The organism is Citrobacter sp. Cf116 (genome assembly GCF_030336505.1).
GTDB lineage: Bacteria > Pseudomonadota > Gammaproteobacteria > Enterobacterales > Enterobacteriaceae > Citrobacter > Citrobacter freundii.
The window spans coordinates 407,678-432,302 of sequence record NZ_JAOWEQ010000040.1; the positions used below are offsets into that span (position 1 = coordinate 407,678).

Below are 24,625 nucleotides of genomic sequence, written 5' to 3' on the forward strand. Positions count from 1 at the left end.
TTTCGGGTAATTACGCATAACTTGCAGCGAGTTCCTCTTCAGTAAGCCCCGTCACTAGTCGTACCATTGCGCGATCTATTCCCTGCTCCAACATAGTTTGCGCTATACGTAATGCAACTTCTCCTGTGTTGGGGGATCCGTTGTGCCATCTCTTGCATAAACTCATTAAAGCGAGATTAATCGCCGGATCGTAGGATGTAATTAAGCAGCGCCTGCAGTTGCGTGTCATTAGCGCATCAGGTAAGTAGTAGCGTGGTCAGTTGCTCTACCAGCCCCATCAAATCCCGCTGACGGATATGTTTTTGCATTAATTCCAGCTGCGCTATCCTTTACGCGCCGCCTCATATGCCGCCAGCGTCGCCAGCCTTGCCTGTTTATGATCCACAATCGGGCGAGGATAACTTAGTGTTACCTGCGCTTTTTCTGCCCACGACCACGGATTATGAATGGCTTTACCCGGCACGTCGCGCAATTCCGGCACCCACTGGCGGATAAACTCACCGTCACGGTCGAATTTTTCGCCCTGCGTCGTGGGGTTAAAGATACGGAAATACGGTGCGGCGTCGGTTCCGGTTGAGGCTGCCCACTGCCAGCCGCCGTTATTGGCCGCGAGGTCACCATCAATCAGTTGCGACATGAAATATTGTTCGCCTTTACGCCAGTCAATCAGCAGGTCCTTCACCAAAAAACTGGCCGCAATCATGCGTAAACGATTATGCATCCAGCCCGTGGCGTTGAGCTGACGCATCGCCGCATCCACAATAGGGTAACCCGTACTACCCGTTTTCCAGGCCTGCAAATGCGTCGGATTATTCTGCCATTGCACGCGATCGGTCCAGCGGATAAAGGGTTGATACCGACACAGCGCCGGATGGTAAGTCATCAGATGACGATAAAATTCGCGCCAGATAAGCTCGTTCAGCCACATGCTACCCCTGCCGCCCTCAAGCGCCTGCGGCTGCTCCGCGAGCAGTCGATTCAGGCACTGGCGCGGTGATAGTCCTCCTGTCGCCAAGCTCGCGGATAATCGACTGGTCCCGTCAATCGCAGGAAAATCACGCCGCTGCTCGTATTCTCCTGCAGCCTGCTGGCAAAATTGGCGTAATTGCGCGATGGCCAATTTTTCTTCTGCCACAAACCTTTGCGCATCAAATTCTTGCTGCGGATAGCTCAGCGTTATTGCGCTTAACGACGTGCTGAGTGCGCCGCTGTCCCTCATTTTCGGCGCGCTAACGCATTCTGGAATACCGTCTTTAATCCGCTTCAACCAGGCATTTTTAAACGGTGTGAACACTTTATACATCTCATGATTGCTGGTCATCACCGCCCCCGGAGGCAGGATCACGCTGTCGTCAAACCCTTCGCACACCACCTGAGGTAAAGATTTTTCGACGGCAGCATCACGCTGGCGTTCGTTTATTTCATATTGATAGTTATAAAATAATCGACTGACGTCATGCTGCAGGCAGACACTTTTGATGGTGTCCACGCTGGCCGCAAAATCAGCCACTTCGTAAAACAGTAAAGGGATGCCTTTTTCTGCCAGCGCTGTTTGTAACGCATTCAACTGCGCGCAGGTAAATGCCGCCTGGCGCGGGGCCATATCATGCGCCTTCCACTGCTCGGGGGTAGCTATATATAACGCCAGCACCTGCGCAGAACGATCCCGACAAGCCGCCGCCAGCGCGAGGTTGTCGTGCAGGCGTAAATCACGCCGAAACCAGACCAAATGGGTGGTCATAACACTCCTGAAGAAAAAATTTAACGCCCGTAGCGCAAGCGCAGAGCCTCTGGCCAGGGATTGAAATAGCGCTGCCCGGAGAGATAAGCATCCGGATATTCCGCCATATAGTGTTTGAGTAATGTTATTGGCGCAAGCAGCGGTTGAGTCGAACGTCGATACCCGTCAATGAGAGAGGCCAGCTCCTGCCGCTGACGAGAATTTAATTGCGTACGGAAATAGCCCTGGACATGCATCAGCACGTTGGTATGGTTGCGCCGCGAGGGAAGATGCGCCAGCAAACTCATCAGCCTTAAGCGATACTCGACAAAATAAGCCTGCAAATCTTGCCATTCGCCGATCGCCGCGACAAAACGCCCGAGTTCGCGATAGTCCGGCTGGGAATGGGCCAACAGTAATAGCTTGTAACGGCTGTGATAATCGATTAGTGCGCCGCGCGTTAACCCTTGCTGACGGATACCGTTGAGCTCGTGCAAGGCATAAATGCGCTCAACAAAATTTTCCCGAATCTGCGGGTCGTGCAAACGCCCGTCCTCCTCCACGGGAAGCCAGGGTAACGTCGACATCAGCACGGACGTAAAGATCCCTCGTCCCGCTTTACGGTTGTTTTTGCCTTCCACGTCGTAGACCCGCACCCGTTCCATACCGCAACTGGGGGATTTTGCACAGACAATATAGCCACACAAATGCTCCAGACGATTGCTTTGTCGCTGACTAAAAGCCGTCATTACGTCTGTCAAATCACCCTCGCGCTTATCACTAAAACGCAGGGAGACAGCCTCGCCCTCTTTGACCAGATGCAGCGCAGGTCTCGGGACCGGTAACCCGATACCCATTTCAGGGCATACGGGTTCGAACGCGACCCACGGCGACAGTTCTTCCACAGCAAAGGCTAGCCGCTTATGCCCACCATCATAGCGAACCGCCTCCCCCAACAGACAGGCACTGATACCTACAGGGATTTTCTCGCTCATGATCGCTCCTTTCTCATTCCTGAGATAAGTGTAGCTATCATGAACAAAAAAGCCGCTGATATCAGCGGCTTTTGGGGATTTATTAGCTATCAGTAGAAATCGCAGGTGGCTTTTTCAGCCTGCTCCATCCACACCGGTTTATCACTGGTTTTAGACCAGACGCGGTGCAGGTAGCTGTAAAAACGGGCGCGGTCTTTCCAGAACAACATGACCGGCAGCGCCAGCACGCCCGCCACAACGGCAAAGGTACGGCGCAAGAAAACAATGTGTGCTGGATATTCTTTATAAAAGTCCATAATCCTCTCCCATATATCTGTTCGGTGAATCGCACCGGAAAAATAAACTTGGTTAACTGATGAAAATAATACCGCCTTGTGTGTAATTTTGCTACTCATCCGACCACTTATTTTTATCTATTGATGCTCCGTTTAGCTAAAAACCGTAATTAAGTTACATAAAGGTTAAATTAATACTAACCATTAGTTAAATAATGGCTTTTGCCATTTTTATACTTTTTTTACACCCCGCCCGCTGATTTTTGCGAAATCTTTGCAGGTAAAAATCTACGCTCTGGTTATCACATTTATGCCACTGGAGGTGCACTGTGAGTGCAGGCGTGATAACCGGCATTGTGCTGGTCTTTTTATTATTAGGTTATCTGGTGTATGCCCTGATTAATGCGGAGGCGTTCTGATGGCGGCCCAAGGATTTTTACTCATTGCCAGTTTCTTGCTGGTGCTGTTTGTCATCGCCAGACCGCTGGGCTTTGGGCTGGCTCGACTGATCAATAATACGTCCCTGCCGGGCCTGGCTGGCGTGGAACATATGCTGTGGCGCTCTCTGGGCATCTCGCAGCAGGAGATGAACTGGCGGCAGTATCTGTTGGCGATCCTCGCGCTCAATGTACTGGGCCTGCTGGTCCTGTTTTCGATGCTGATGGCGCAAAACCTGCTGCCGTTAAATCCCCAGCAACTGCCAGGGCTTTCATGGGATCTGGCGCTTAACACCGCGGTGAGTTTTGTCACTAATACCAACTGGCAATCCTATGCTGGTGAAACCACCTTAAGCTACTTCAGCCAGATGGTCGGGCTGACCGTACAAAACTTCCTGTCAGCGGCAACCGGGATTGCGGTGATTTTTGCCCTGACCCGCGCCTTCACGCGCCAGAGTATGAACACCTTGGGCAACGCCTGGGTCGATCTGATTCGCATTACGCTGTGGATCTTGCTCCCCATTGCATTGCTCATTGCGCTGTTCTTCATTCAGCAAGGTGTGCTGCAAAACCTGTTGCCTTATCAGCCCATCACCACCCTTGAAGGGGTTAAACAACTGCTGCCGATGGGGCCCGTCGCCTCACAGGAAGCGATTAAGATGCTTGGCACTAACGGGGGCGGTTTCTTTAACGCTAACTCATCACATCCGTTTGAAAACCCTACCGCGTTGACCAATCTGGTACAGATGCTGGCTATTTTCTTAATTCCTACCGCGCTGTGTTTTGCCTTTGGTGATGTGGTGGGCGATCGTCGCCAGGGACGGACCCTGCTGTGGGCCATGTCGCTGATATTTGTGGTCTGCGTAGCCGTGGTGATGTGGGCCGAAGTTCAGGGCAACCCGCACCTGATGGCATTCGGTGCAGACAGCAATATCAACATGGAAGGCAAAGAGAGCCGCTTTGGCGTGCTGGCCACGAGTCTGTTTTCCGTCGTGACGACAGCGGCATCTTGCGGCGCTGTCGATGCTATGCATGACTCCTTCACCGCACTGGGCGGCATGGTGCCGATGTGGTTAATGCAGATTGGTGAAGTGGTCTTCGGCGGCGTGGGTTCAGGTCTGTACGGCATGCTGCTGTTCGTGCTGCTGGCGGTATTTATCGCCGGGTTAATGATTGGCCGCACACCAGAGTATCTGGGTAAGAAAATCGACGTGCGCGAAATGAAAATGACCGCGTTGGCGATTCTGGTCACCCCTGCGCTGGTCCTGATCGGCACAGCGATCGCCATGATGACCGAAGCTGGCCGCAGCGCCATGCTTAACCCGGGTCCACACGGGTTTAGCGAAGTGCTGTATGCCGTGTCGTCCGCCTCGAACAACAACGGTAGCGCCTTCGCCGGGTTAAGCGCCAACAGCCCGTTCTGGAACTGCCTGCTGGCCTTATGCATGTTCTTCGGTCGCTTCGGCGTGATCATTCCCGTGATGGCGATTGCCGGATCGCTGGTCAGTAAAAAGATCCAGCCAGCCAGCTCCGGTACGCTACCTACCCACGGCGCGCTGTTTGTCGGGTTGTTGATCGGTACGGTGTTACTGGTTGGCGCTCTCACCTTTGTTCCTGCCCTGGCGCTTGGCCCGGTCGCAGAATACCTGTCATTACACTGAGTGATGCGGAGCACATTACTATGAGTCGCAAGCAACTGGCGCTGTTCGAACCCTCTCTGGTCGCACAGGCGCTGATGGACGCCGTGAAAAAATTAAGCCCACATACCCAATGGCGTAATCCGGTGATGTTTATCGTCTGGTTGGGCAGTCTGTTAACGACCCTGTTAACCGTGGCGATGGCAACAGGCCATATGCCGGGTAATCCTTGGTTTACCGGTGCGATAAGTCTGTGGCTGTGGATTACCGTTCTGTTCGCCAACTTTGCTGAAGCGCTGGCGGAAGGACGCAGTAAAGCTCAGGCCAACAGCCTGAAAGGCGTCAAAAAAACCGCCTTTGCCCGCAAGCTTCGCGAACCGAAATACGGCGCGGCAATGGATCACGTCCCTGCCGATGATTTACGTAAAGGCGATATCGTGCTGGTGGAAGCTGGCGATATTATCCCGTGTGACGGCGAGGTGATCGAAGGCGGCGCGTCGGTAGATGAAAGCGCCATTACCGGTGAATCCGCGCCGGTGATTCGTGAATCCGGTGGTGATTTCGCCTCCGTCACCGGCGGGACTCGCATCCTCTCCGACTGGTTGGTTATCGAATGCAGCGTAAACCCTGGTGAAACGTTCCTCGACCGGATGATCGCCATGGTTGAAGGTGCACAGCGGCGTAAAACGCCCAATGAAATTGCCCTGACGATCCTGTTGATAGCCCTGACCATCGTCTTTCTACTGGCTACGGCCACGCTGTGGCCGTTTTCCGCCTGGGGCGGTAGCGCGGTCAGCGTCACGGTATTGGTTGCGCTGCTGGTGTGTTTAATCCCTACGACGATAGGCGGGCTGCTCTCCGCGATTGGCGTCGCCGGGATGAGCCGCATGTTGGGTGCGAACGTCATTGCCACCAGCGGACGTGCAGTAGAAGCGGCGGGTGACGTGGATGTACTGCTGCTGGATAAAACCGGCACCATTACGCTAGGTAACCGCCAGGCTTCAGATTTTCTGCCCGCCCACGGCGTGGACGAAAAAACGCTGGCCGATGCCGCGCAGCTTTCATCCCTGGCCGATGAAACGCCGGAAGGCCGCAGCATCGTGATTCTGGCTAAACAGCGCTTTAATCTGCGTATACGCGACGTGCAATCGCTGCACGCCACCTTTGTACCGTTTACCGCCCAAAGTCGGATGAGCGGGATCAACATCGACAACCGTATGATCCGCAAAGGGTCGGTCGATGCTATTCGTCGTCACGTCGAGGCCAACGGCGGCCACTTCCCCGCCGACGTTGAGCAGAAGGTCGAAAACGTCGCACGCCTTGGCGCTACGCCGCTGGTGGTTGCTGAAGGCTCCCACGTACTTGGCGTGATTGCCCTGAAAGATATCGTAAAAGGCGGGATTAAAGAGCGTTTTGCCCAACTGCGTAAAATGGGGATCAAAACGGTGATGATCACTGGCGACAACCGTTTGACCGCCGCCGCAATCGCCGCGGAAGCCGGAGTGGATGACTTCTTAGCCGAAGCCACACCGGAAGCCAAGCTGGCGTTGATTCGTCAGTATCAGGCGGAAGGTCGTCTGGTGGCGATGACCGGCGACGGAACTAACGACGCACCTGCCCTTGCGCAGGCCGATGTTGCCGTTGCCATGAACTCCGGAACCCAGGCAGCGAAAGAAGCGGGTAACATGGTGGACCTCGACTCGAACCCCACCAAACTGATTGAAGTGGTGCACATTGGTAAACAGATGCTGATGACGCGTGGTTCGCTGACCACCTTCAGTATCGCCAACGACGTAGCGAAGTATTTTGCCATTATCCCGGCCGCGTTCGCCGCCACCTACCCGCAGCTCAATGCGCTGAACGTGATGGGGCTGCATTCGCCGGACTCGGCGATCCTCAGCGCGGTTATCTTTAACGCACTGGTTATCGTCTTTCTGATCCCACTGGCGCTGAAAGGCGTGAGTTACAAACCGTTATCCGCTTCCGCGATGCTGCGCCGCAATTTGTGGATCTATGGCCTGGGTGGTCTGGTTGTGCCGTTTATCGGTATCAAAGCAATTGATTTACTGCTGACCCTGCTGGGTCTGGTGTGAGGTTTCTGATGAGTGGATTACGTCCTGCATTATCAACATTGATTTTCCTGATGCTTATCACCGGCGGGGCATACCCGCTGCTGACCACTGCGCTGGGGCAATGGTGGTTTCCCCACCAGGCTAACGGTTCGCTTCTCCGCGAAGGTCAGATTGTTCGCGGCTCCGAGCTCATTGGGCAACAGTTTACCGCTGCCGGTTATTTTCAGGGACGCCCCTCAGCCACAGCGGAAATGCCCTATAATCCAATGGCTTCAGGCGGCAGTAATCTGGCAGCCAGCAACCCGGAACTGGATAAACAGCTGCAAAGCCGGATTGCCGCGCTGCGTGCCGCTAACCCGCAGGCAAATCCTGCCGTTCCGGTAGAGCTGGTAACGGCTTCTTCCAGCGGGCTGGATAACAACCTGACGCCAGCTGCGGTGGCCTGGCAAATCCCCCGCGTGGCGCAGGCTCGTAACCTCAGCGTTGAAGAGGTCACACGCCTGGTTGCACAATACACGCAAAAGCCGTTGGTCAGTTTTATCGGCCAACCGGTGGTGAACCTGGTAGAACTTAATTTAGCGCTGGATAAGCACTGAGAAAAAGGACATGCATAACGACCCCTTACGCCCCGACCCCGATCGCCTGCTGGAGCAGACCACCGCTCCGCACCGGGGAAAACTGAAAATTTTCTTCGGCGCGTGTGCAGGCGTCGGTAAAACCTGGGCCATGCTGGCAGAGGCCCAGCGGCTAAGGGCGCAGGGATTAGATGTGCTGATTGGCGTGGTGGAAACCCACGGACGCAAAGAGACCGCCGCGCTGCTGGACGGTCTCAGCATCCTGCCGCTCAAGCGACAGGCGCGCCATGGTCGTCATATCAGCGAATTCGATCTCGACGCGGCGCTGGCCCGCCGTCCGGCACTCATTTTGATGGATGAACTGGCGCACAGTAATGCGCCAGGCTCACGCCACCCTAAACGCTGGCAAGATATTGAAGAGCTGCTGGAAGCCGGTATTGACGTTTTTACTACCGTCAACGTGCAGCATCTGGAAAGCCTCAATGATGTGGTCAGCGGCGTCACCGGCATTCAGGTTCGCGAAACCGTCCCCGATCCTTTTTTCGATGCCGCTGACGATGTGGTGCTGGTCGATCTTCCCCCCGACGATTTGCGCCAGCGCCTGAACGAAGGCAAGGTCTATATCGCCGGTCAGGCGGAAAGAGCCATCGAGCATTTCTTTCGCAAAGGTAACTTGATCGCGCTACGTGAGCTGGCCCTGCGCCGCACGGCCGATCGGGTTGACGATCAGATGCGTGCCTGGCGTGGACGTCCGGGAGAGGAGAAAGTCTGGCATACCCGCGACGCCATATTGCTGTGTATTGGACACAACACCGGCAGCGAAAAGCTCGTGCGTGCCGCCGCGCGTCTGGCAGCGCGCCTCGGCAGCGTATGGCATGCAGTGTATGTCGAAACGCCAGCGCTGCACCGACTGCCCGAAAAACAGCGCCGCGCAATTTTAAGCGCCCTGCGATTAGCCCAGGAGCTGGGTGCAGAAACCGCCACCCTTTCCGATCCCGCTGAAGATAAAGCAGTAATCCGCTACGCCCGTGAGCATAATCTGGGAAAAATTGTCCTCGGACGTCCGACTACGCGACGCTGGTGGCGCAGTGATTCCTTTGCTGACAAACTGGCCCATCGCGCACCGGATCTCGACCTGATGATTGTTGCGCTCGACGAACCACCTTCGCGCCCTGTGCTGCAAACTGCAGATAGCCGCACCTTTAAGGATAAGTGGCGGGTTCAAATTCAGGGTTGCGTAGTTGCCGTCGCGCTGTGCGCCATCATTACGTTGATTGCCATGCAGTGGTTGATGGCCTTTGACGCCGCCAACCTGGTGATGGTCTATTTATTGGGTGTGGTGGTTATCGCCCTCTTTTACGGACGCTGGCCGTCAGTGCTGGCAACCTTTATTAACGTTGCCAGCTTCGATCTCTTCTTTATTGCCCCACGCGGTACGCTGGCCGTTTCCGACGTCCAGTACCTGCTTACCTTTGCCGTGATGCTAACGGTAGGGCTGGTTATCGGTAATCTCACCGCCGGAGTGCGTTATCAGGCACGGGTAGCGCGTTATCGTGAACAGCGTACGCGTCATTTATATGAGATGTCGAAAGCGCTGGCCGTCGGACGGAGCCAGCAGGATATCGCCGCCACCAGCGAACAGTTTATTGCCTCAACGTTCCAGGCCCGCAGCCAGGTTTTACTGCCCGGTGAGAACGGTAAGCTGGCCCCTCTCACTCATCAACAGGGCATGACGCCGTGGGATGACGCCATTGCCCAGTGGAGCTTTGATAAAGGGCAACCGGCCGGCGCAGGCACTGACACCTTACCCGGTGTGCCGTATCAAATTTTACCGTTAAAAAGCGCCGACAAAACGCATGGGCTGCTGGTTGTGGAACCAGGAAATTTACGCCAATTGATGATCCCCGAACAGCAACGCCTGCTGGAAACTTTCACTTTACTGGTCGCCAGTGCGCTGGAGCGTTTGACGCTGACCGCCAGCGAAGAGCAGGCCCGGTTTGCCAGCGAGCGTGAAAGCATTCGCAATGCCCTGCTCGCCGCCCTTTCCCACGATTTACGCACACCGCTGACGGTATTGTTTGGTCAGGCAGAGATCTTAACGCTGGATCTGGCAAGCGAAGGATCGCCGCACGCGCGTCAGGCCAGCGAAATTCGCCAGCACGTCCTGAATACGACCCGACTGGTTAATAACCTGCTGGATATGGCGCGAATTCAGTCTGGCGGCTTTAATCTTAAGAAAGAGTGGTTAACGCTGGAAGAGGTGGTCGGCAGTGCCCTGCAGATGCTGGAGCCAGGACTCTCTGCTCCTATTAATTTGTCGCTACCCGCGCCGTTGACGCTGATCCACGTCGATGGCCCGCTATTTGAACGGGTGCTGATTAACCTGCTGGAAAACGCTGTTAAATACGCAGGTCCAGCGGCGCAAATCGGTATTGATGCCAGCGTCGATGGTGAGCATCTGCAACTGGACGTCTGGGATAATGGCCCTGGCATTCCATCGGGAATGGAGCAACGAGTTTTTGACAAGTTCTCCCGGGGAAACAAAGAGTCATCTGTACCGGGCGTTGGGCTGGGGCTGGCAATCTGCCAGGCCATTGTGGACGTGCACGGCGGTACAATTTCCGTCCACAATCGCGCACAGGGAGGAGCATGTTTCCGTGTTACACTGCCCCAGGAAATCCCCCCTGAACTTGAAGATTTTCATGAGGATATGTGACGAACGTACTGATTGTTGAAGATGAACAGGCTATCCGTCGCTTTCTGCGCACTGCGCTGGAAGCCGATGGTCTGCGTGTATATGAAGCGGAAACGCTGCAACGTGGTCTGCTGGAAGCCGCCACGCGAAAACCCGATCTCATCATTCTCGATCTCGGTCTGCCGGACGGTGACGGCATTGATTTTATTCGTGACCTGCGACAATGGAGCGCGATACCGGTAATTGTGCTCTCAGCCCGCAGCGAAGAAAGCGATAAAATTGCCGCCCTGGATGCCGGTGCCGATGACTATCTCAGTAAACCCTTTGGTATTGGCGAGCTACAGGCGCGATTGCGCGTGGCATTGCGTCGCCACGCCAGCGGCACGTCTCCCGAGCCGGTGGTGCATTTTTCCAACGTAAAAGTAGATATCGCCGCCCGGCTCGTACATCGTGGTGATGAAGAGATTCATTTGACGCCGATTGAGTTTCGCCTGCTAGCGGTACTGCTGAATAATGCCGGAAAGGTACTGACGCAGCGCCAGTTGCTCAATCAGGTTTGGGGACCAAACGCCGTCGAACACAGCCACTATCTGCGAATTTACATGGGACACCTGCGCCAGAAACTGGAACTGGACCCGGCACGTCCGCGTCATTTTCTGACCGAAACCGGGATTGGTTATCGGTTCATGCCATGACGTTAAGTTGAATATAAAAAGCCGGACCAGCGTATTTGCTGTCCGGCTTTTTCATTATTCATGCCGAATAGCGACGCTAGCGTCTTATCCGGCCTACGGTTTACGCGTTCTTCAGCACTTCGCTGACGATCTCAACCGCTTCTTTTTCGATCTGCTTGCGATGTTCTTCACCGAGGAAGCTTTCGCAGTAGATCTTGTAAGCGTCTTCCGTACCAGAAGGACGCGCGGCAAACCAGCCGTTGTCAGTCATCACTTTCAGACCGCCGATAGAAGCGCCGTTGCCCGGTGCGGCCGTCAGACGCGCGGTGATCGGGTCGCCCGCCAGCGTACTGGCGCTCACCATTTCCGGAGACAGCTTAGACAGCGCCGCTTTCTGCGCGGAGGTCGCGCTTGCCTGCAGGCGGTTGTAGCTCGGTGCGCCAAAGCGAGCAGCCAGTTCGTTGTAGTGTTCCTGCGGGTTCTTACCGGTCACTGCGGTAATTTCTGCCGCCAGCAGGCACATGATGATGCCGTCTTTGTCGGTTGACCACGGTGTACCGTCGAAACGCAGGAAAGATGCCCCCGCGCTCTCTTCCCCACCAAAGCCAAAACTGCCGTCAAACAGACCGTCAACAAACCATTTAAAGCCCACCGGCACTTCCACCAGCTTGCGGCGCAGATCGTTGACCACTCGGTCAATCATCGCCGATGACACCAGCGTCTTACCGACGGCAACATCTTTGCCCCACTGCGGACGATGCTGGAACAGGTAGTTGATCGCCACCGCCAGATAGTGGTTCGGATTCATCAGCCCTGCCGGGGTGACGATACCGTGACGGTCGTAGTCTGGGTCATTGGCAAAGGCCAGATCGAACTTGTCGCGCAGCGCCAGCAGCCCCGCCATCGCACACTCGGAGGAGCAGTCCATGCGGATTGCGCCATCTTTGTCGAGATGCATAAAGCGGAAAGTCTGATCAACGTGATCGTTAACGATAGTCAGGTTCAGGTTGTAGTGCTTAGCAATACGCTTCCAGTATTCGATACCGGAACCGCCCAGCGGATCGACACCCAGCGTCAGACCCGCTTTCTGGATCGCCGCCATGTCTACGATGTCAGCCAGTCCTTCAACAAACGGCTGAACCAGATCCTGCTCTTTCACATGACCAGATGCCAGCGCAGCGTCCAGCGACATACGCTTCACGCCTTGCAGACCGGCCGCCAGCAGCGCGTTGGCTCTGTCTTCCACCACTTTGGTGACATTGGTGTCTGCCGGACCACCGTTTGGCGGGTTGTATTTAATGCCGCCATCTTCCGGCGGGTTGTGGGACGGCGTGATCACAATGCCGTCAGCCAGCGGGCCGCCTTTTTTGTTGTGGACCAGGATAGCGTTCGATACAGCAGGGGTTGGCGTAAAGCCGTTATTTTCCTGCACGATGACGTCAACGCCGTTCGCCGCCAGCACTTCCAGTACAGAGATAAAAGCCGGTTCAGACAGCGCGTGGGTATCCTTGCCCACATAGCACGGGCCAGTAATCCCGTTTTTCGCACGTTCTTCAGCAATCGCCTGGGCGATAGCCAGAATATGCGGCTCATTAAAACTATGACGACCTGCACTGCCGCGATGTCCGGACGTACCGAACTTAACAGCGTGCTCAGCGTTCCCTGCCGTTGGTTTCAGTACATAGTACTGTGCCGTCAGTTGGGCGACGTTAATCAAATCACTCTGTTGCGCAGGTTGACCTGCACGATTGTGGATTGCCATTGCCTGGTCCTTCTAATGCAAGGATTAAATTGTTCCGCAAACCTTTTCAATCAATTCCGCAGGGAATTGCATTGACTGCATGATGTGTTCAACCATGCTGCATTTACGGCCGGTATTGGTATTGGTGATCACCCAGTACGGCGTGCCTGGCACGTGCTTCGGTTTGGTTTGATTACCATTTTTCAGCAGCGTCTGTTCATCAGCTGCAAAATAAACACGCGTACGACCATGCAACGATTCCGTTGCTTCGGCGAACGCGTTTTGATCCAGTGAATAGAGTGTAGACAGCACCAGCATAAAGCGATTTACTGCTTTCTTCTGTTCCGCGTATTCGTCGGACAGCAGCAGCTCACGCATCGCGCGCACTTTATCTTTTACGGGGTTAACCGGCTTGGCTTCCACGACAGGTTGCACAGCGCGGACTTCTTTGATTATCGGAGTGACAGGCTGTGATGCGGCGGAAAATTTCAACATACGCCGTAAAATGTCGGATGCGCTCTCGCCAATATGCTTGGTGTGGCTGGCAATATAGCTATAGAGTTCATCATCAACTTCAATCGTTTTCATCTTAATCCAGTGCAGTGTTTAGCTGAATACAAGTTGTCGGGGTAAACACACGTAGTGTAAAGGCAAATCCCAACAGCGGATAGCGTCAAGCCTGGTGGCCAGCAAAACTCAGAGTAACCGTAGTTGTTGCAGCCATGTGGCAGAATGGTCAACATGATACCCTAACCCGTGAGTGTGAAAAAAAGAACTTTGCCATGAAATTGAATATCCGAGCGCAATCTGCGCAAAACCTGCACAATAATTCTCCCATCGTCCTGGTTCACGGCTTGTTTGGCAGCCTGGATAACCTGGGGATCCTGGCACGCGATCTAGTAGCCGACCACGACATCATCCAGGTCGATATGCGAAACCATGGCCTCTCCCCTCGTTCACCTGAGATGAATTATCCGGCCATGGCGCAAGATCTGCTGGATACGCTGGACGATCGGCAGATCGAAAAAGCGATCTTTATTGGCCACTCGATGGGCGGAAAAGCCGTCATGGCGCTGACTGCTCTGGCTCCGGAACGCGTCGAACGTCTGGTCGCCATCGACATTGCTCCCGTTGACTACCATGTTCGCCGCCACGATGAGATTTTTGCGGCAATAAATGCCGTAACCGATGCACAAGCGTCCTCACGCCAGCAGGCGGCAAGCGTCATGCGCCAGCACCTGCAAGAGGAAGGTGTTATCCAGTTTCTGCTGAAATCCTTTGTTGACGGCGAGTGGCGCTTTAACGTTCCCGTATTGTGGGATCAATATCCGCATATCGTCGGTTGGGAAACCATTCCTGCGTGGGAGCACCCGGCGCTGTTTATCCCAGGCGGCAACTCACCGTATGTTACCGAAGCGTATCGCGAACAACTACTGGCGCAATTCCCACAAGCTCGTGCGCACGTTATAGCAGGCGCCGGGCATTGGGTGCATGCCGAAAAACCGGAGGCGGTGCTGCGCGCCATCCGTCGTTATCTGAGCGAGCAGGCTAACTGATTAAAAACTCAGCGTCTGCGCGCGATTACGCGCGCGGGCGTTGGCGTGTCTCCCCTGCTGATGTATTATGGCGCGCTATCCATCCGGGCAGACGCCTGGCTGATTGTTTCCCCGAAGTCACCAAGATCATGGCCAAAGAACAAACGGACCGTACGACATTAGATCTGTTCGCGCAGGAGCGTCGCCCGGGACGACCCAAAACTAATCCGCTCTCGCGTGATGAACAGTTACGTATTAATAAACGTAATCAGCTTAAGCGTGACAAAGTTCGCGGGCTTAAGCGTGTCGAACTGAAACTGAACGCTGATGCCGTTGACGCTCTGAACGAGCTGGCTGAGGCACGCAACATGAGTCGCAGTGAACTCATCGAAGAGATGCTGATGAACCAACTCAGCGCATTGCGCGGTCAGGCATAGTCTGAATTTCTGCTCTAAATCATAAATCGTGTAGCACAGAGTGCAGTCCTGCGTGTTTGCTGTTTCCGCATGCCTGACTGTTCTGCTATGATTGCCCTTATCCGTGGGCAATGCGCCACCACCATTTCAATAAGTTTCAAGAGGTTATTTCACTCATGGCAATCACTGGCATCTTTTTCGGCAGCGACACCGGTAATACCGAAAACATCGCAAAAATGATTCAAAAACAGCTTGGTAAAGACGTTGCCGATGTTCATGACATTGCAAAAAGCAGCAAAGAAGACCTCGAAGGGTATGACATTCTGCTGCTCGGCATCCCAACCTGGTACTACGGTGAAGCGCAGTGCGACTGGGACGACTTCTTCCCTACCCTCGAAGACATTGATTTTAACGGCAAACTGGTTGCATTGTTCGGCTGTGGCGACCAGGAAGATTACGCAGAATATTTCTGCGATGCGTTAGGGACCATTCGCGACATCATCGAACCGCGCGGCGCAACCATCGTTGGTCACTGGCCAACGGCGGGTTATCACTTTGAAGCGTCCAAAGGTCTGGCTGACGACGACCACTTTGTCGGTCTGGCTATCGATGAAGATCGCCAACCTGAACTGACCGCAGAACGCGTAGAAAAATGGGTTAAGCAGATCTCTGAAGAGCTGCACCTCGACGAAATCATTAATGCCTGATTTCGTGCGGCGCAGATTTCCATCTGCGCCGCATCAATAGATAAAACCAATCAAAATAATTGCTACAAATTTGTAACTTTTTCGTCTGACCCTGTACAATGGCCGGATGCCAATCGGGTGTTGCACAGTGTGTTTGTCGGCGATACCACGTTTTGATTAACAATATATGCCAGAGACTTGCAGTTTTCATTTAGCCATGGCAGTTCTATAATGAATCGCATTATCTCAAGTGCAATTTCTGTCACTTCTGTTAATGAAGTGAATCGTTTAGCTACAGGACAGATTCCGCATGACTGACAACAATACCGCATTAAAGAAGGCTGGCCTGAAAGTAACGCTTCCTCGTTTAAAAATTCTGGAAGTTCTTCAGGAACCGGATAACCATCACGTCAGTGCGGAAGACTTATACAAACGCCTGATCGATATGGGTGAAGAAATTGGTCTGGCGACCGTGTATCGCGTGCTGAACCAGTTTGATGATGCCGGTATCGTGACCCGCCATAATTTTGAAGGTGGTAAATCCGTCTTCGAATTGACTCAACAGCATCATCACGATCACCTCATCTGCCTTGACTGCGGCAAAGTGGTCGAGTTCAGCGATGATTCCATCGAAGCCCGCCAACATGAGATTGCGGCTAAACATGGCATTCGCTTAACTAACCATAGCCTCTATCTTTACGGTCACTGCGCCGAAGGCGATTGCCGCGAAGATGAGCACGCCCACGACGGCAAATAATGTAATGCTTTCTGAAAAGCCAACCATCCGGTTGGCTTTTTTATGGGCGTTACCTGCCCTTTTCCCCTTCCCTCCGCTCCTGTGTTGCTTTAATGTAAAAATCAATTGCCCCTTCCGGAGAGTCGAAATGGAACTTCGCCAGCTACGCTATTTTGTGCGCATTGTAGAAACCGGCAGCATGGGTAGCGCGGCGCTCGATCTCAATATCGGGGTTTCGGCACTCAGCCAGCAAATGTCGCGTCTGGAAAACGAACTCGCTATTCGCCTGCTGCAGCGCACTTCGCGAGGCGTGACACCCACCAGCGCCGGACGGGCTTTTTATTCCCAGGCGCAGCTGGCGCTCCGTCACGCAGACGATGCAATCCTCGCCGCGCGTGAATCCCGGCTTTCCGGGCACGTCAGCGTCGGCATGGCTCCCAGTACCGCTTCAGTTCTCGGTATGCCTTTTATTCACGCCATGCGGGAAAGCTATAGCGATGTTCGCCTGCATGTGGTGGAAAGTCTCTCTGGTAATCTGGAACGGATGATTAATACCCGCCAGATTGATCTGGCTGTGGTGTTTCAAAAAGAAAAGATCCTGCGCTGGAGTGCCAGACCGATTCTCGAAGAACGGCTGTTTTTGATTGGGACCCATGCCCTACTGGCTGATATTGCCGATGACAATATTGCCCCTGCCCAGTTGGCGAGTATTCCATTGATAATGCCAAGCCCAGGCCACGGTCTGCGCGGCAGGCTGGAAGCAATTTGTCAGGAACACGCGCTGAACATTGAGATCGCTACAGAAATTGATGGTCTGGCGCTGCTGATGCGCGCCGTGCGTAGTGGCATTGGCGCCACTCTTCAACCCGGAGCGGCGATTTCCCATCTCGATAAAGAGACTCTAAGAGTGATCGGCGTCCATAATCCGATACTTAGCCGCCCCAACTTTCTGGTGAGCCTCTCTGACGATGAGCTCACCCCGGCGGGCCTCGCTGCCCGCGTGGTGCTGACGAAAGTGATGCATCAACTGGTGGAAGCAGGAAGCTGGCCAGGCGCCATCCTTTACAATAACTAAAGCCTCCTTTAGCACTGCGTCATAGCGCCCTCACAAGCTGAACGTATACATTTAAATTACAAATTTAACAATTAGTTAAATGGTAATGGAGTATACGATGGTTGATGTTCTGGTGATTGGTGGTGGCAATGCCGCCTTATGCGCTGCCTTGACCGCCAGGGAGCAAGGCGCTTCCGTTTTACTGCTCGAAGCGGCCCCTCGGGAATGGCGCGGGGGAAATTCCCAACACACGCGTAACCTGCGCTGTATGCATGATGCGCCGCAGGATGTGCTGGTGGAAAGCTACCCGGAAGAAGAGTATTGGCAGGATCTGCAGCGCGTCACTGAAGGAAATACCAACGAAACCCTGGCGCGCCTGGTGATCCGTACCTCATCACAGTGTCGCGACTGGATGCGCCAGCACGGCGTCAATTTTCAACCTCCACTCTCTGGCGCTCTACACGTAGCGCGAACCAACGCCTTTTTTATGGGTGGTGGAAAGGCCCTCGTGAATGCCTATTATCGCAGCGCAGAAAAGTTAGGCGTACAAATCCGCTATAACACCCCGGTGCAGGCGCTTGAACTGCACAACGGCGAGTTCGTGGCGGCGCTGGCAGGCGAAGAGCGTATTACAGCGAAATCCTGCGTGCTTGCCGCTGGCGGGTTTGAGTCAAACCGCGAATGGCTGCGAGAAGCGTGGGGAGAGAACGAGCGCGGCGAATGGCCTGCAGATAACTTCCTGATTCGCGGCACGCGCTTTAACCAGGGTGTACTGCTCAAATTTATGATCGATGCCGGAGCCGACATCATCGGCGACCCCTCCCAGTCACACTGCGTAGCCATTGACGCCAGAGCGCCATTATATGACGGCGGGATTTGTACCCGCGTGGACTGCGTTTCGCTCGGTATAGTCGTCAACCGTGACGCTGAGCGTTTTTATGATGAAGGCGAAGATTTCTGGCCCAAACGCTACGCAATCTGGGGACGTCTGGTCGCCCAACAGCCAGGGCAGATTGGCTACTCCATTATCGACAGTAAAGCCATCGGCCACTTCATGCCTCCGGTCTTTCCTGGCGCACAGGCCAATACGCTGGCGGAGCTAGCTCATCAGTTGGGGCTGAATGGCGAACACTTTACCCACACCGTGACGGAGTACAACAACGCCTGCCAGCCCGGCCAGTTCAACCATACCATTCTGGATAACTGCACGACAAAAGCGTTAACCCCCGCGAAGACACACTGGGCGCGACCACTGGACCAGCCGCCTTACTACGGCTATGCCCTGCGGCCAGGGATCACCTTCACCTATCTCGGGTTAAAAGTGAATGAACGCGCTGCCGTACACTTTGCCGGGCAGCCAAGCCGCAACCTGTTCGTCGCCGGAGAGATGATGGCGGGCAACGTGCTGGGCAAGGGCTACACCGCAGGCGTGGGCATGTCAATCGGCACAACCTTCGGCCGTATTGCCGGAAAAGAAGCCGCGCTGGCCGCACGTAAGGAGACTCGTCATGAGGCAGCTTGAGAAACTGATTATCGAAGCGCAAATTATCACCGAACCGGAAACGGAAGTTGAACGCGTGATGCAGGTCTGCAACGCCTGTCGCTATTGTGAAGGATTTTGCGCCGTGTTCCCGGCCATGACGCAGCGCCTGGAATTCGGTAAAGCGGATATCAATTATCTGGCAAACTTGTGCCATAACTGCGGTGCCTGCCTGCACGCCTGTCAGTATGCCCCGCCTCATGAGTTTGCCATCAACGTGCCGAAGGCGATGGCAGAAGTCCGGCTTGAAACCTATCAGCACTACGCGCAACCCGCGGCCTTTGGCGCGCTTTATCGTCGCGCAGGCGTCACCGTGACGCTGGCGCTGGTTTTCGGTCTGATTCTGTTTTTACTGCTCGCCATGGGGTTAAAAGGCTCGTTACTCCATCCACCGCTGGCCGGAGATTTCTACCAAATTTTCCCGCATAACCTGCTGGCCTGGATGTTTGGTTTGGTATTTATTCTGGCGATAGGTCTGTTGATGGCGGGCGTTATCCGCTTCTGGCGCGAGATCTCTCCCGGTATGCCACGTTCCGTCGAAATTGCTGAAGCTTCACACGATGCGCTGACGCTAAAGTATCTCGATGGTGGGCACGGTAAAGGTTGTAATGAAGCAGATGATGCCTTCACTCTGATGCGGCGCCGTTTTCATCACTTCACTTTCTACGGTTTTCTGCTCTGCTTTGCCGCCACCGTGGTGGCGACGGGCTATCACTATTTCGCAGGTATTGAAGCGCCCTATCCGTTCTTCAGCTTGCCGGTGATGTTGGGCACATTAGGCGGCATTGGCCTGGTTGTCGGCCCGGCTGGCTTGCTATGGCTCAATCTCAAGCGCTCACCGCTACATGGCGACGCGCGGCAAAAACCGATGGATCGCGGTTTTATTTTACTGCTGCTGCTGACCAGTCTGACCGGTTTAGCTCTGCTGGCAGGAAGAGACTCGTCCTGGATGGCTATTTTGCTCGCCATCCACCTCGGCGTGGTCATGGCGCTCTTTCTGACCATTCCTTACGGAAAATTTGCCCATGGATTTTACCGCTGCGCAGCCTTACTCAAGTGGGCGATTGAGAAACGGCGCGGCAAACAGGCGGGGGTCACAGACAACTAACCCGCACATTCTTACCTCTATAAATATTATGATAAGACAGTGGAGCACCCCCAATGACACAACAACCATCGCGCGCCGGAACTTTCGGCGCAATACTGCGGGTAACCAGCGGTAATTTTCTCGAACAGTTCGACTTTTTTCTGTTCGGGTTTTACGCCACCTATATTGCAAAGACCTTCTTTCCCGCGGAGAGTGAATTTGCCGGGCTAATGTTAACTTTCGCCGTTTTTGGTTCGGGTTTCTTAATGCGACCCGTTGGCGCCATTGTGCTGGGTGCTTATATCGACAGAATTGGTCGTCGTAAAGGCCTGATGGTGACGCTGGCGATTATGGGCTGCGGTACCCTGCTGATTGCCCTGGTACCTGGCTATCACAGTATTGGCCTGCTGGCACCCGTGCTGGTATTACTTGGACGATTATTACAGGGATTTTCTGCAGGCGTAGAGTTAGGCGGCGTCTCGGTTTATCTTTCGGAAATCGCCACGCCTGGCAATAAGGGCTTCTACACCAGTTGGCAGTCGGCCAGTCAACAGGTCGCCATTGTGGTGGCGGCGCTGATTGGTTACGGTCTGAACGCCACCCTGGGACACGATCAGATCTCGGAATGGGGCTGGCGCATTCCCTTCTTTATTGTGTGCGCGGCACTTTGCGGACTCGCCGCCACGGCAATGCTGTTTGTCCGGCTGAGTCGGGGTTATCAACCAGTGGAAAATAAGCTCTGAAATGCAAACGGGCGGAAAATTCTCCGCCCGTTGTCTTTTTCATTTTTTGAATTACTGCGCGGCATTCTTGCTGCGGATTTCCTGCCAGACTTTATCACAATCAGCATTAACGGCCTGATCGTTACCCGTGCGCGTGGCCTGGATACACTGCTGATAATCCAGCACGCGTACGCTTTCTTCATTGGCAAACTGCTGGTGCTGTTTTTCTTTCTTCAGTACATTCAACACGCTTTGGCAGGCTTCTATTTTTTCCGGCGATCCTTGAGCGGTATTAATACACGCGCTGTAGGCTTCTTTCAGACGGCTGTCTTCTTTCGGTGCAGGGGATTGCGTACAAGCCACCAGCCCTGATGCCATAACGGCGATGAGTATCAGTTTTTTCATAGCACGTTCCTCAACGAGGCGGCAGGCGCACGGCCTGCCGCTATTGGCATTAGAAGATAGTGAACGGAGCAATAACGATGAATTTCACGTCACGCTCATCCTGGAAGATGTTGCCGTAACCACCACCCCAGCTCGGAATATCTGAATGGTTGTCGTACTGGGTGAAGTGCAGTTTAAACATAGTGCCCTTCGCACGACCATCCTGCAGGGTGTAAACCGCATCCAGGCTGTAAGAAGATTCTTCGATAGTGCGGTTTTTGTCGTAGTACGCATCCGGGTTGAGCTGCCAGGTAGCGGGTTTGGCATCCCATGCGTAAACGTAGGACGCTCCCACTGCCCAGCCCGGCAGGTTCCAGTTCTTCAGGTCATACATTGCGCCGAAGAAGACTGCCTTTTCGCCGTTGGCGTTAAAGTCAGAACGGTTATCCCACCACACGTCCAGGCGACCGTTTGATGAGGCGTAGGTCGGGGTCATACGCTGCAGGAAGTAGCCTTGCTGCCCATCTGCTTTAACCCATGTGCCTTCCAGACGCAGGTCAACCACTTCCGCTACTTTATAACCGAAGGTCAGCGCCTGCAGCCAGGCCGTGCCGTCATAAATATCGTTCACGGTGCGATCGTCAACTTTGTCACGTGCGCCGTAGAATTGATAGCTGGTAGTAAACGGGTTACCGCCTAAATCGAATTTGTAGCTGGCTTTGGCGAAGTACTGATCGACGTAGCCTTCAGACTGACCAAATGCCGCTTCCAGCAACAGGTTATTTTTGAAGTCATATTTCGCGCCGATTGAATGCAGGTAATCAACGCTGGTCTTTTTATCAGCCTGATAGAATTTATCGACTTCGGTGTGCCACGGTGCTTTATATTCGTTAGCCCACATATAGGAGAAGCTTAGTGCGCCAGCATCACCATAGTCGAAGTTGGCACCGGCTTCAGCCCCCTGATAGGTACCTGGCATAAAGCTCCAGTGCGGTGCCAGCAGAGTCTGCCCGGTTGGTTGAATGTAACCGGCACGCGCCCAGGTTGGGCCGTATTTAAATTTAGCTGCTGCTTTATAAAGGCTAATCCCGCTCTTATCGCCGGAGTAATCCTCGTCATAGCCTTTATTTTTGGAAGAGAATGCGATTTCGTTTGGATGGCCGCTTTCGCTACTTTCGTTCATTTCAATAGCGGTAAATGCTGCGATATCAATACCAAACATATCAGCCGCATAACCGGACTGGAAGTCGAGGTTAGCGTTCCAGGTGGAGTGAGAAAGGTTGGTTTTGTATTTGTCATGATCGGTCACATCTTTACGGTCACGCTCACGCTGCCAGTAATAGATGCCGCCGGTTAAGGTTGAGTCATCAATAAATCCTTCGGCGTGTACCTGCGGAGCGACAACAAAACCCGACATTGCTGTGATACCGGCGATAGCCAGCGCCAGCGTACTACGTTTGCCACTAAACGTACGCATATGTTAATCCTCTTTGACATAAAAATGCTGCCGATATAAGCGGACAGCGAAAAAACAAAAATTAAAAAAGTAGCGCCAAGAAAACCTCAGTGACTACAATGAATAGACTATTTTTCGCGACGCGAATTATCAATCTCTTTCTGTAACGAGTATGTAATAGTATGAGCAACCGCACATATTTCATTGCTTTCTGTTACATTTTCATTGGGAGATAAAAAAGCATTGATAAAATGAAAAAATCGCTTGTTTTCCATAGAGATGAAATCGGTTTCAACCCATTTCACATTGAGGTAAGTTATTTAAACGTAAAAACATTCAGCCGATTTATTATTACAGACATGTAATTAATTCGCTGCGCAAACGGAGCCTGTCAAACGGTTTTTTTGCGAAAAAAAACGCCGCATGAAGCGGCGTTTAGAGAGGATGTGTTGCGACTTATTCGCCCGCTTTAGCCCACGTATCACGCAGACCAACGGTACGGTTAAACACCAGCTTGTCAGCCGTTGCATAACGGCTGTCCAGGCAGAAGTAACCTTCACGCTCAAACTGGAACGCTTTACCTGCAACCGCAGCCTGCAGCGACGGCTCACCGTAACCCTGCTTAATGACCAGCGATTCTGGGTTAATAACGGACAGGAAGTCTTCCGCCGCACCTGGGTTTGGCACGCTAAACAGACGGTCGTACAGACGGATTTCAATCGGTAGCGCATGGGACGCGCTCACCCAGTGAATAACGCCTTTAACTTTACGACCATCGGCCGGATCTTTGCTCAGGGTGTCAGCATCGTAGGTGCAGAAAATGGTGGTTATCTTCCCTTCTGCATCTTTCTCAACACGTTCGGCCTTGATCACGTAAGCATTACGCAGACGTACTTCTTTACCCATCACCAGACGCTTGTACTGTTTGTTCGCTTCTTCGCGGAAGTCTGCGCGATCGATCCAAATTTCACCGCTAAACGGTACTTCACGGCTGCCCATTTCCGGTTTATTCGGATGGTTAGGCATAGTGACCAGCTCGCTTTCGCCCTGCGGGTAGTTTTCGATAACCAGTTTCACCGGATCGATAACCGCCATCGCGCGCGGAGCATTTTCGTTCAGATCTTCGCGGATGCAGGATTCCAGAGAAGCGATCTCAATGGTGTTGTCCTGTTTGGTCACGCCAATGCGTTTGCAGAACTCACGGATCGCGGCAGCGGTGTAACCGCGACGACGCAGACCAGAGATCGTCGGCATACGCGGATCGTCCCAGCCTTCAACGTGCTTGTCGGTCACCAGCAGGTTCAGCTTGCGCTTGGACATCACGGTGTATTCCAGATTAAGGCGCGAGAATTCGTACTGGCGCGGATGAACCGGAATGGTGATGTTGTCCAGCACCCAGTCGTACAGACGACGGTTATCCTGGAACTCCAGCGTACAAAGTGAATGCGTAATGCCTTCCAGCGCATCGCTGATGCAGTGGGTAAAGTCGTACATCGGGTAGATGCACCACTTGTTGCCGGTCTGATGGTGTTCGGCGAACTTAATGCGGTACAGCACTGGATCGCGCATCACGATAAACGGCGAAGCCATATCGATTTTCGCACGCAGGCAGGCCTTACCTTCTTCAAAGCCACCGGTACGCATTTTTTCGAACAGCGCCAGGTTCTCTTCAACGCTACGATCGCGGTACGGGCTGTTTTTACCTGGCTGAGTCAACGTGCCACGGTATTCGCGGATTTCGTCCGCTGACAGTTCGTCAACGTACGCCAGGCCTTTATTAATAAGCTCTACCGCATAGGCGTGAAGCTGATCGAAGTAATCCGACGAGTAGCGAATGTCGCCAGTCCAGTGGAAACCTAACCATTCAACGTCGTTTTTAATCGATTCAACGTACTCGATATCTTCTTTAACCGGGTTCGTATCATCAAAACGCAGGTTGCACTGGCCCTGGTAATCTTGCGCAATGCCAAAGTTCAGACAAATGGATTTCGCGTGGCCAATGTGCAGATAGCCATTTGGCTCCGGCGGAAAACGGGTATGGATAGTGGTGTGCTTACCACTGGCCAGATCTTCATCGATGATCTGACGAATAAAGTTACTCGGGCGGGCTTCAGCCTCACTCATCGTGGATTCCTCAAAGCGTAAACAACGTATAACGGAGTATGATCTTATAAGCGACGTCAGGAGA

At 53.6% G+C, this 24,625-nt stretch carries 22 protein-coding genes and 2 pseudogenes; 15 read left to right on the plus strand and 9 right to left on the minus strand.

Annotated features, from left to right (window positions below):
* Positions 1 to 10 precede the first annotated feature (10 nt).
* From OGV74_RS18685 to OGV74_RS18700, 4 genes and pseudogenes are all read right to left on the minus strand, one after another.
* A pseudogene (locus tag OGV74_RS18685) lies at positions 11 to 329 on the minus strand (Rpn/YhgA-type helix-turn-helix domain-containing protein); the annotation flags it as partial.
* A complete protein-coding gene (gene phrB / locus OGV74_RS18690; protein ID WP_086503838.1) occupies positions 323 to 1,741 on the minus strand; it encodes a deoxyribodipyrimidine photo-lyase in 1,419 nt (472 codons plus the stop codon). The pseudogene OGV74_RS18685 and the gene phrB, both read right to left, overlap by 7 nt.
* 20 nt (positions 1,742 to 1,761) lie before the next feature.
* Complete coding sequence (locus tag OGV74_RS18695; RefSeq protein WP_003835465.1) at positions 1,762 to 2,715, minus strand: YbgA family protein; 954 nt, start codon at positions 2,713 to 2,715, stop codon at positions 1,762 to 1,764.
* A gap of 89 nt (positions 2,716 to 2,804) precedes the next feature.
* The gene (locus OGV74_RS18700; RefSeq protein WP_003022870.1) at positions 2,805 to 3,011 is read right to left on the minus strand and encodes a YbfA family protein; all 207 of its coding nucleotides are present in this window, start codon (positions 3,009 to 3,011) and stop codon (positions 2,805 to 2,807) included.
* A gap of 308 nt (positions 3,012 to 3,319) precedes the next feature.
* On the opposite strand from OGV74_RS18700, the gene kdpF reads away from it, so the two are divergent.
* Genes kdpF through kdpE form a run of 6 tightly spaced genes read left to right on the plus strand, consistent with a single transcriptional unit; the run spans position 3,320 to position 11,101 of the window.
* On the plus strand, positions 3,320 to 3,409 hold the full coding sequence (kdpF, locus tag OGV74_RS18705) for a K(+)-transporting ATPase subunit F (protein ID WP_001670793.1): 90 nt from the start codon (positions 3,320 to 3,322) through the stop codon (positions 3,407 to 3,409).
* Complete coding sequence (gene kdpA / locus OGV74_RS18710) at positions 3,409 to 5,088, plus strand: potassium-transporting ATPase subunit KdpA (protein ID WP_086503837.1); 1,680 nt, start codon at positions 3,409 to 3,411, stop codon at positions 5,086 to 5,088. Before kdpF ends, kdpA begins: the two co-directional genes overlap by 1 nt.
* Positions 5,089 to 5,108: 20 nt before the next feature.
* Positions 5,109 to 7,157, plus strand: coding sequence for a potassium-transporting ATPase subunit KdpB (kdpB, locus tag OGV74_RS18715; protein WP_003022864.1), 2,049 nt, complete (start codon positions 5,109 to 5,111; stop codon positions 7,155 to 7,157).
* An 8-nt stretch (positions 7,158 to 7,165) separates the two neighbouring features.
* Positions 7,166 to 7,732 (plus strand): potassium-transporting ATPase subunit KdpC, encoded by a 567-nt coding sequence (gene kdpC, locus OGV74_RS18720; protein WP_032948832.1) that lies wholly within the window; start codon positions 7,166 to 7,168, stop codon positions 7,730 to 7,732.
* 10 nt (positions 7,733 to 7,742) lie between these two features.
* Positions 7,743 to 10,427 carry a two-component system sensor histidine kinase KdpD gene (gene kdpD / locus OGV74_RS18725; protein WP_086503836.1) on the plus strand — a complete coding sequence of 895 codons (2,685 nt, stop codon included), beginning with the start codon at positions 7,743 to 7,745 and terminating at the stop codon, positions 10,425 to 10,427.
* On the plus strand, positions 10,424 to 11,101 hold the full coding sequence (kdpE, locus tag OGV74_RS18730) for a two-component system response regulator KdpE (protein WP_003022856.1): 678 nt from the start codon (positions 10,424 to 10,426) through the stop codon (positions 11,099 to 11,101). The genes kdpD and kdpE overlap by 4 nt, the downstream gene beginning before the upstream one ends.
* A 100-nt stretch (positions 11,102 to 11,201) precedes the next feature.
* Here the strand turns inward: kdpE and pgm are convergent, their stop codons facing one another.
* Together pgm and seqA are read right to left on the minus strand one after the other, a co-directional pair.
* Positions 11,202 to 12,842, minus strand: coding sequence for a phosphoglucomutase (alpha-D-glucose-1,6-bisphosphate-dependent) (gene pgm / locus OGV74_RS18735; RefSeq protein WP_086503835.1), 1,641 nt, complete (start codon positions 12,840 to 12,842; stop codon positions 11,202 to 11,204).
* Between the two features lie 24 nt (positions 12,843 to 12,866).
* Complete coding sequence (seqA, locus tag OGV74_RS18740; RefSeq protein WP_086503834.1) at positions 12,867 to 13,409, minus strand: replication initiation negative regulator SeqA; 543 nt, start codon at positions 13,407 to 13,409, stop codon at positions 12,867 to 12,869.
* 194 nt (positions 13,410 to 13,603) lie between these two features.
* On the opposite strand from seqA, the gene ybfF reads away from it, so the two are divergent.
* From ybfF to OGV74_RS18785, 9 genes and pseudogenes are all read left to right on the plus strand, one after another.
* The gene (gene ybfF / locus OGV74_RS18745; RefSeq protein ID WP_003022844.1) at positions 13,604 to 14,377 is read left to right on the plus strand and encodes an esterase; all 774 of its coding nucleotides are present in this window, start codon (positions 13,604 to 13,606) and stop codon (positions 14,375 to 14,377) included.
* A gap of 128 nt (positions 14,378 to 14,505) precedes the next feature.
* Positions 14,506 to 14,793 (plus strand): LexA regulated protein, encoded by a 288-nt coding sequence (gene ybfE / locus OGV74_RS18750; RefSeq protein ID WP_003022842.1) that lies wholly within the window; start codon positions 14,506 to 14,508, stop codon positions 14,791 to 14,793.
* 155 nt (positions 14,794 to 14,948) lie between these two features.
* Positions 14,949 to 15,479: a flavodoxin FldA gene (gene fldA, locus OGV74_RS18755; protein ID WP_003022839.1), complete on the plus strand. Its 531-nt coding sequence runs from the start codon at positions 14,949 to 14,951 to the stop codon at positions 15,477 to 15,479.
* Between the two features lie 210 nt (positions 15,480 to 15,689).
* On the plus strand, positions 15,690 to 15,776 hold the full coding sequence (locus OGV74_RS18760; protein ID WP_049259739.1) for a ryhB-regulated fur leader peptide: 87 nt from the start codon (positions 15,690 to 15,692) through the stop codon (positions 15,774 to 15,776).
* The gene (gene fur / locus OGV74_RS18765) at positions 15,769 to 16,215 is read left to right on the plus strand and encodes a ferric iron uptake transcriptional regulator (RefSeq protein WP_286521357.1); all 447 of its coding nucleotides are present in this window, start codon (positions 15,769 to 15,771) and stop codon (positions 16,213 to 16,215) included. The genes OGV74_RS18760 and fur overlap by 8 nt, the downstream gene beginning before the upstream one ends.
* A gap of 127 nt (positions 16,216 to 16,342) precedes the next feature.
* The gene (gene tcuR, locus OGV74_RS18770; protein WP_086503832.1) at positions 16,343 to 17,269 is read left to right on the plus strand and encodes a tricarballylate utilization LysR family transcriptional regulator TcuR; all 927 of its coding nucleotides are present in this window, start codon (positions 16,343 to 16,345) and stop codon (positions 17,267 to 17,269) included.
* Between the two features lie 97 nt (positions 17,270 to 17,366).
* Positions 17,367 to 18,770 (plus strand): FAD-dependent tricarballylate dehydrogenase TcuA, encoded by a 1,404-nt coding sequence (gene tcuA / locus OGV74_RS18775; RefSeq protein ID WP_286521360.1) that lies wholly within the window; start codon positions 17,367 to 17,369, stop codon positions 18,768 to 18,770.
* Entirely contained in the window at positions 18,757 to 19,896 is a 1,140-nt protein-coding gene (gene tcuB / locus OGV74_RS18780) for a tricarballylate utilization 4Fe-4S protein TcuB (protein ID WP_086503830.1), read from the plus strand. Before tcuA ends, tcuB begins: the two co-directional genes overlap by 14 nt.
* A 53-nt stretch (positions 19,897 to 19,949) precedes the next feature.
* Positions 19,950 to 20,615: pseudogene (locus OGV74_RS18785) on the plus strand (MFS transporter); the annotation flags it as partial.
* Positions 20,616 to 20,669: 54 nt separating this feature from the next.
* Here the strand turns inward: OGV74_RS18785 and OGV74_RS18790 are convergent.
* The 3 genes from OGV74_RS18790 to glnS all read right to left on the minus strand — a co-directional run bounded on the left by OGV74_RS18790 (position 20,670) and on the right by glnS (position 24,561).
* The gene (locus tag OGV74_RS18790; protein WP_003022817.1) at positions 20,670 to 21,002 is read right to left on the minus strand and encodes a ChiQ/YbfN family lipoprotein; all 333 of its coding nucleotides are present in this window, start codon (positions 21,000 to 21,002) and stop codon (positions 20,670 to 20,672) included.
* 49 nt (positions 21,003 to 21,051) lie between these two features.
* Positions 21,052 to 22,458, minus strand: a complete 1,407-nt coding sequence (chiP, locus tag OGV74_RS18795; RefSeq protein WP_003835544.1) for a chitoporin ChiP — start codon at positions 22,456 to 22,458, stop codon at positions 21,052 to 21,054.
* A gap of 435 nt (positions 22,459 to 22,893) precedes the next feature.
* The gene (gene glnS / locus OGV74_RS18800; protein WP_003022809.1) at positions 22,894 to 24,561 is read right to left on the minus strand and encodes a glutamine--tRNA ligase; all 1,668 of its coding nucleotides are present in this window, start codon (positions 24,559 to 24,561) and stop codon (positions 22,894 to 22,896) included.
* Positions 24,562 to 24,625 lie beyond the last annotated feature (64 nt).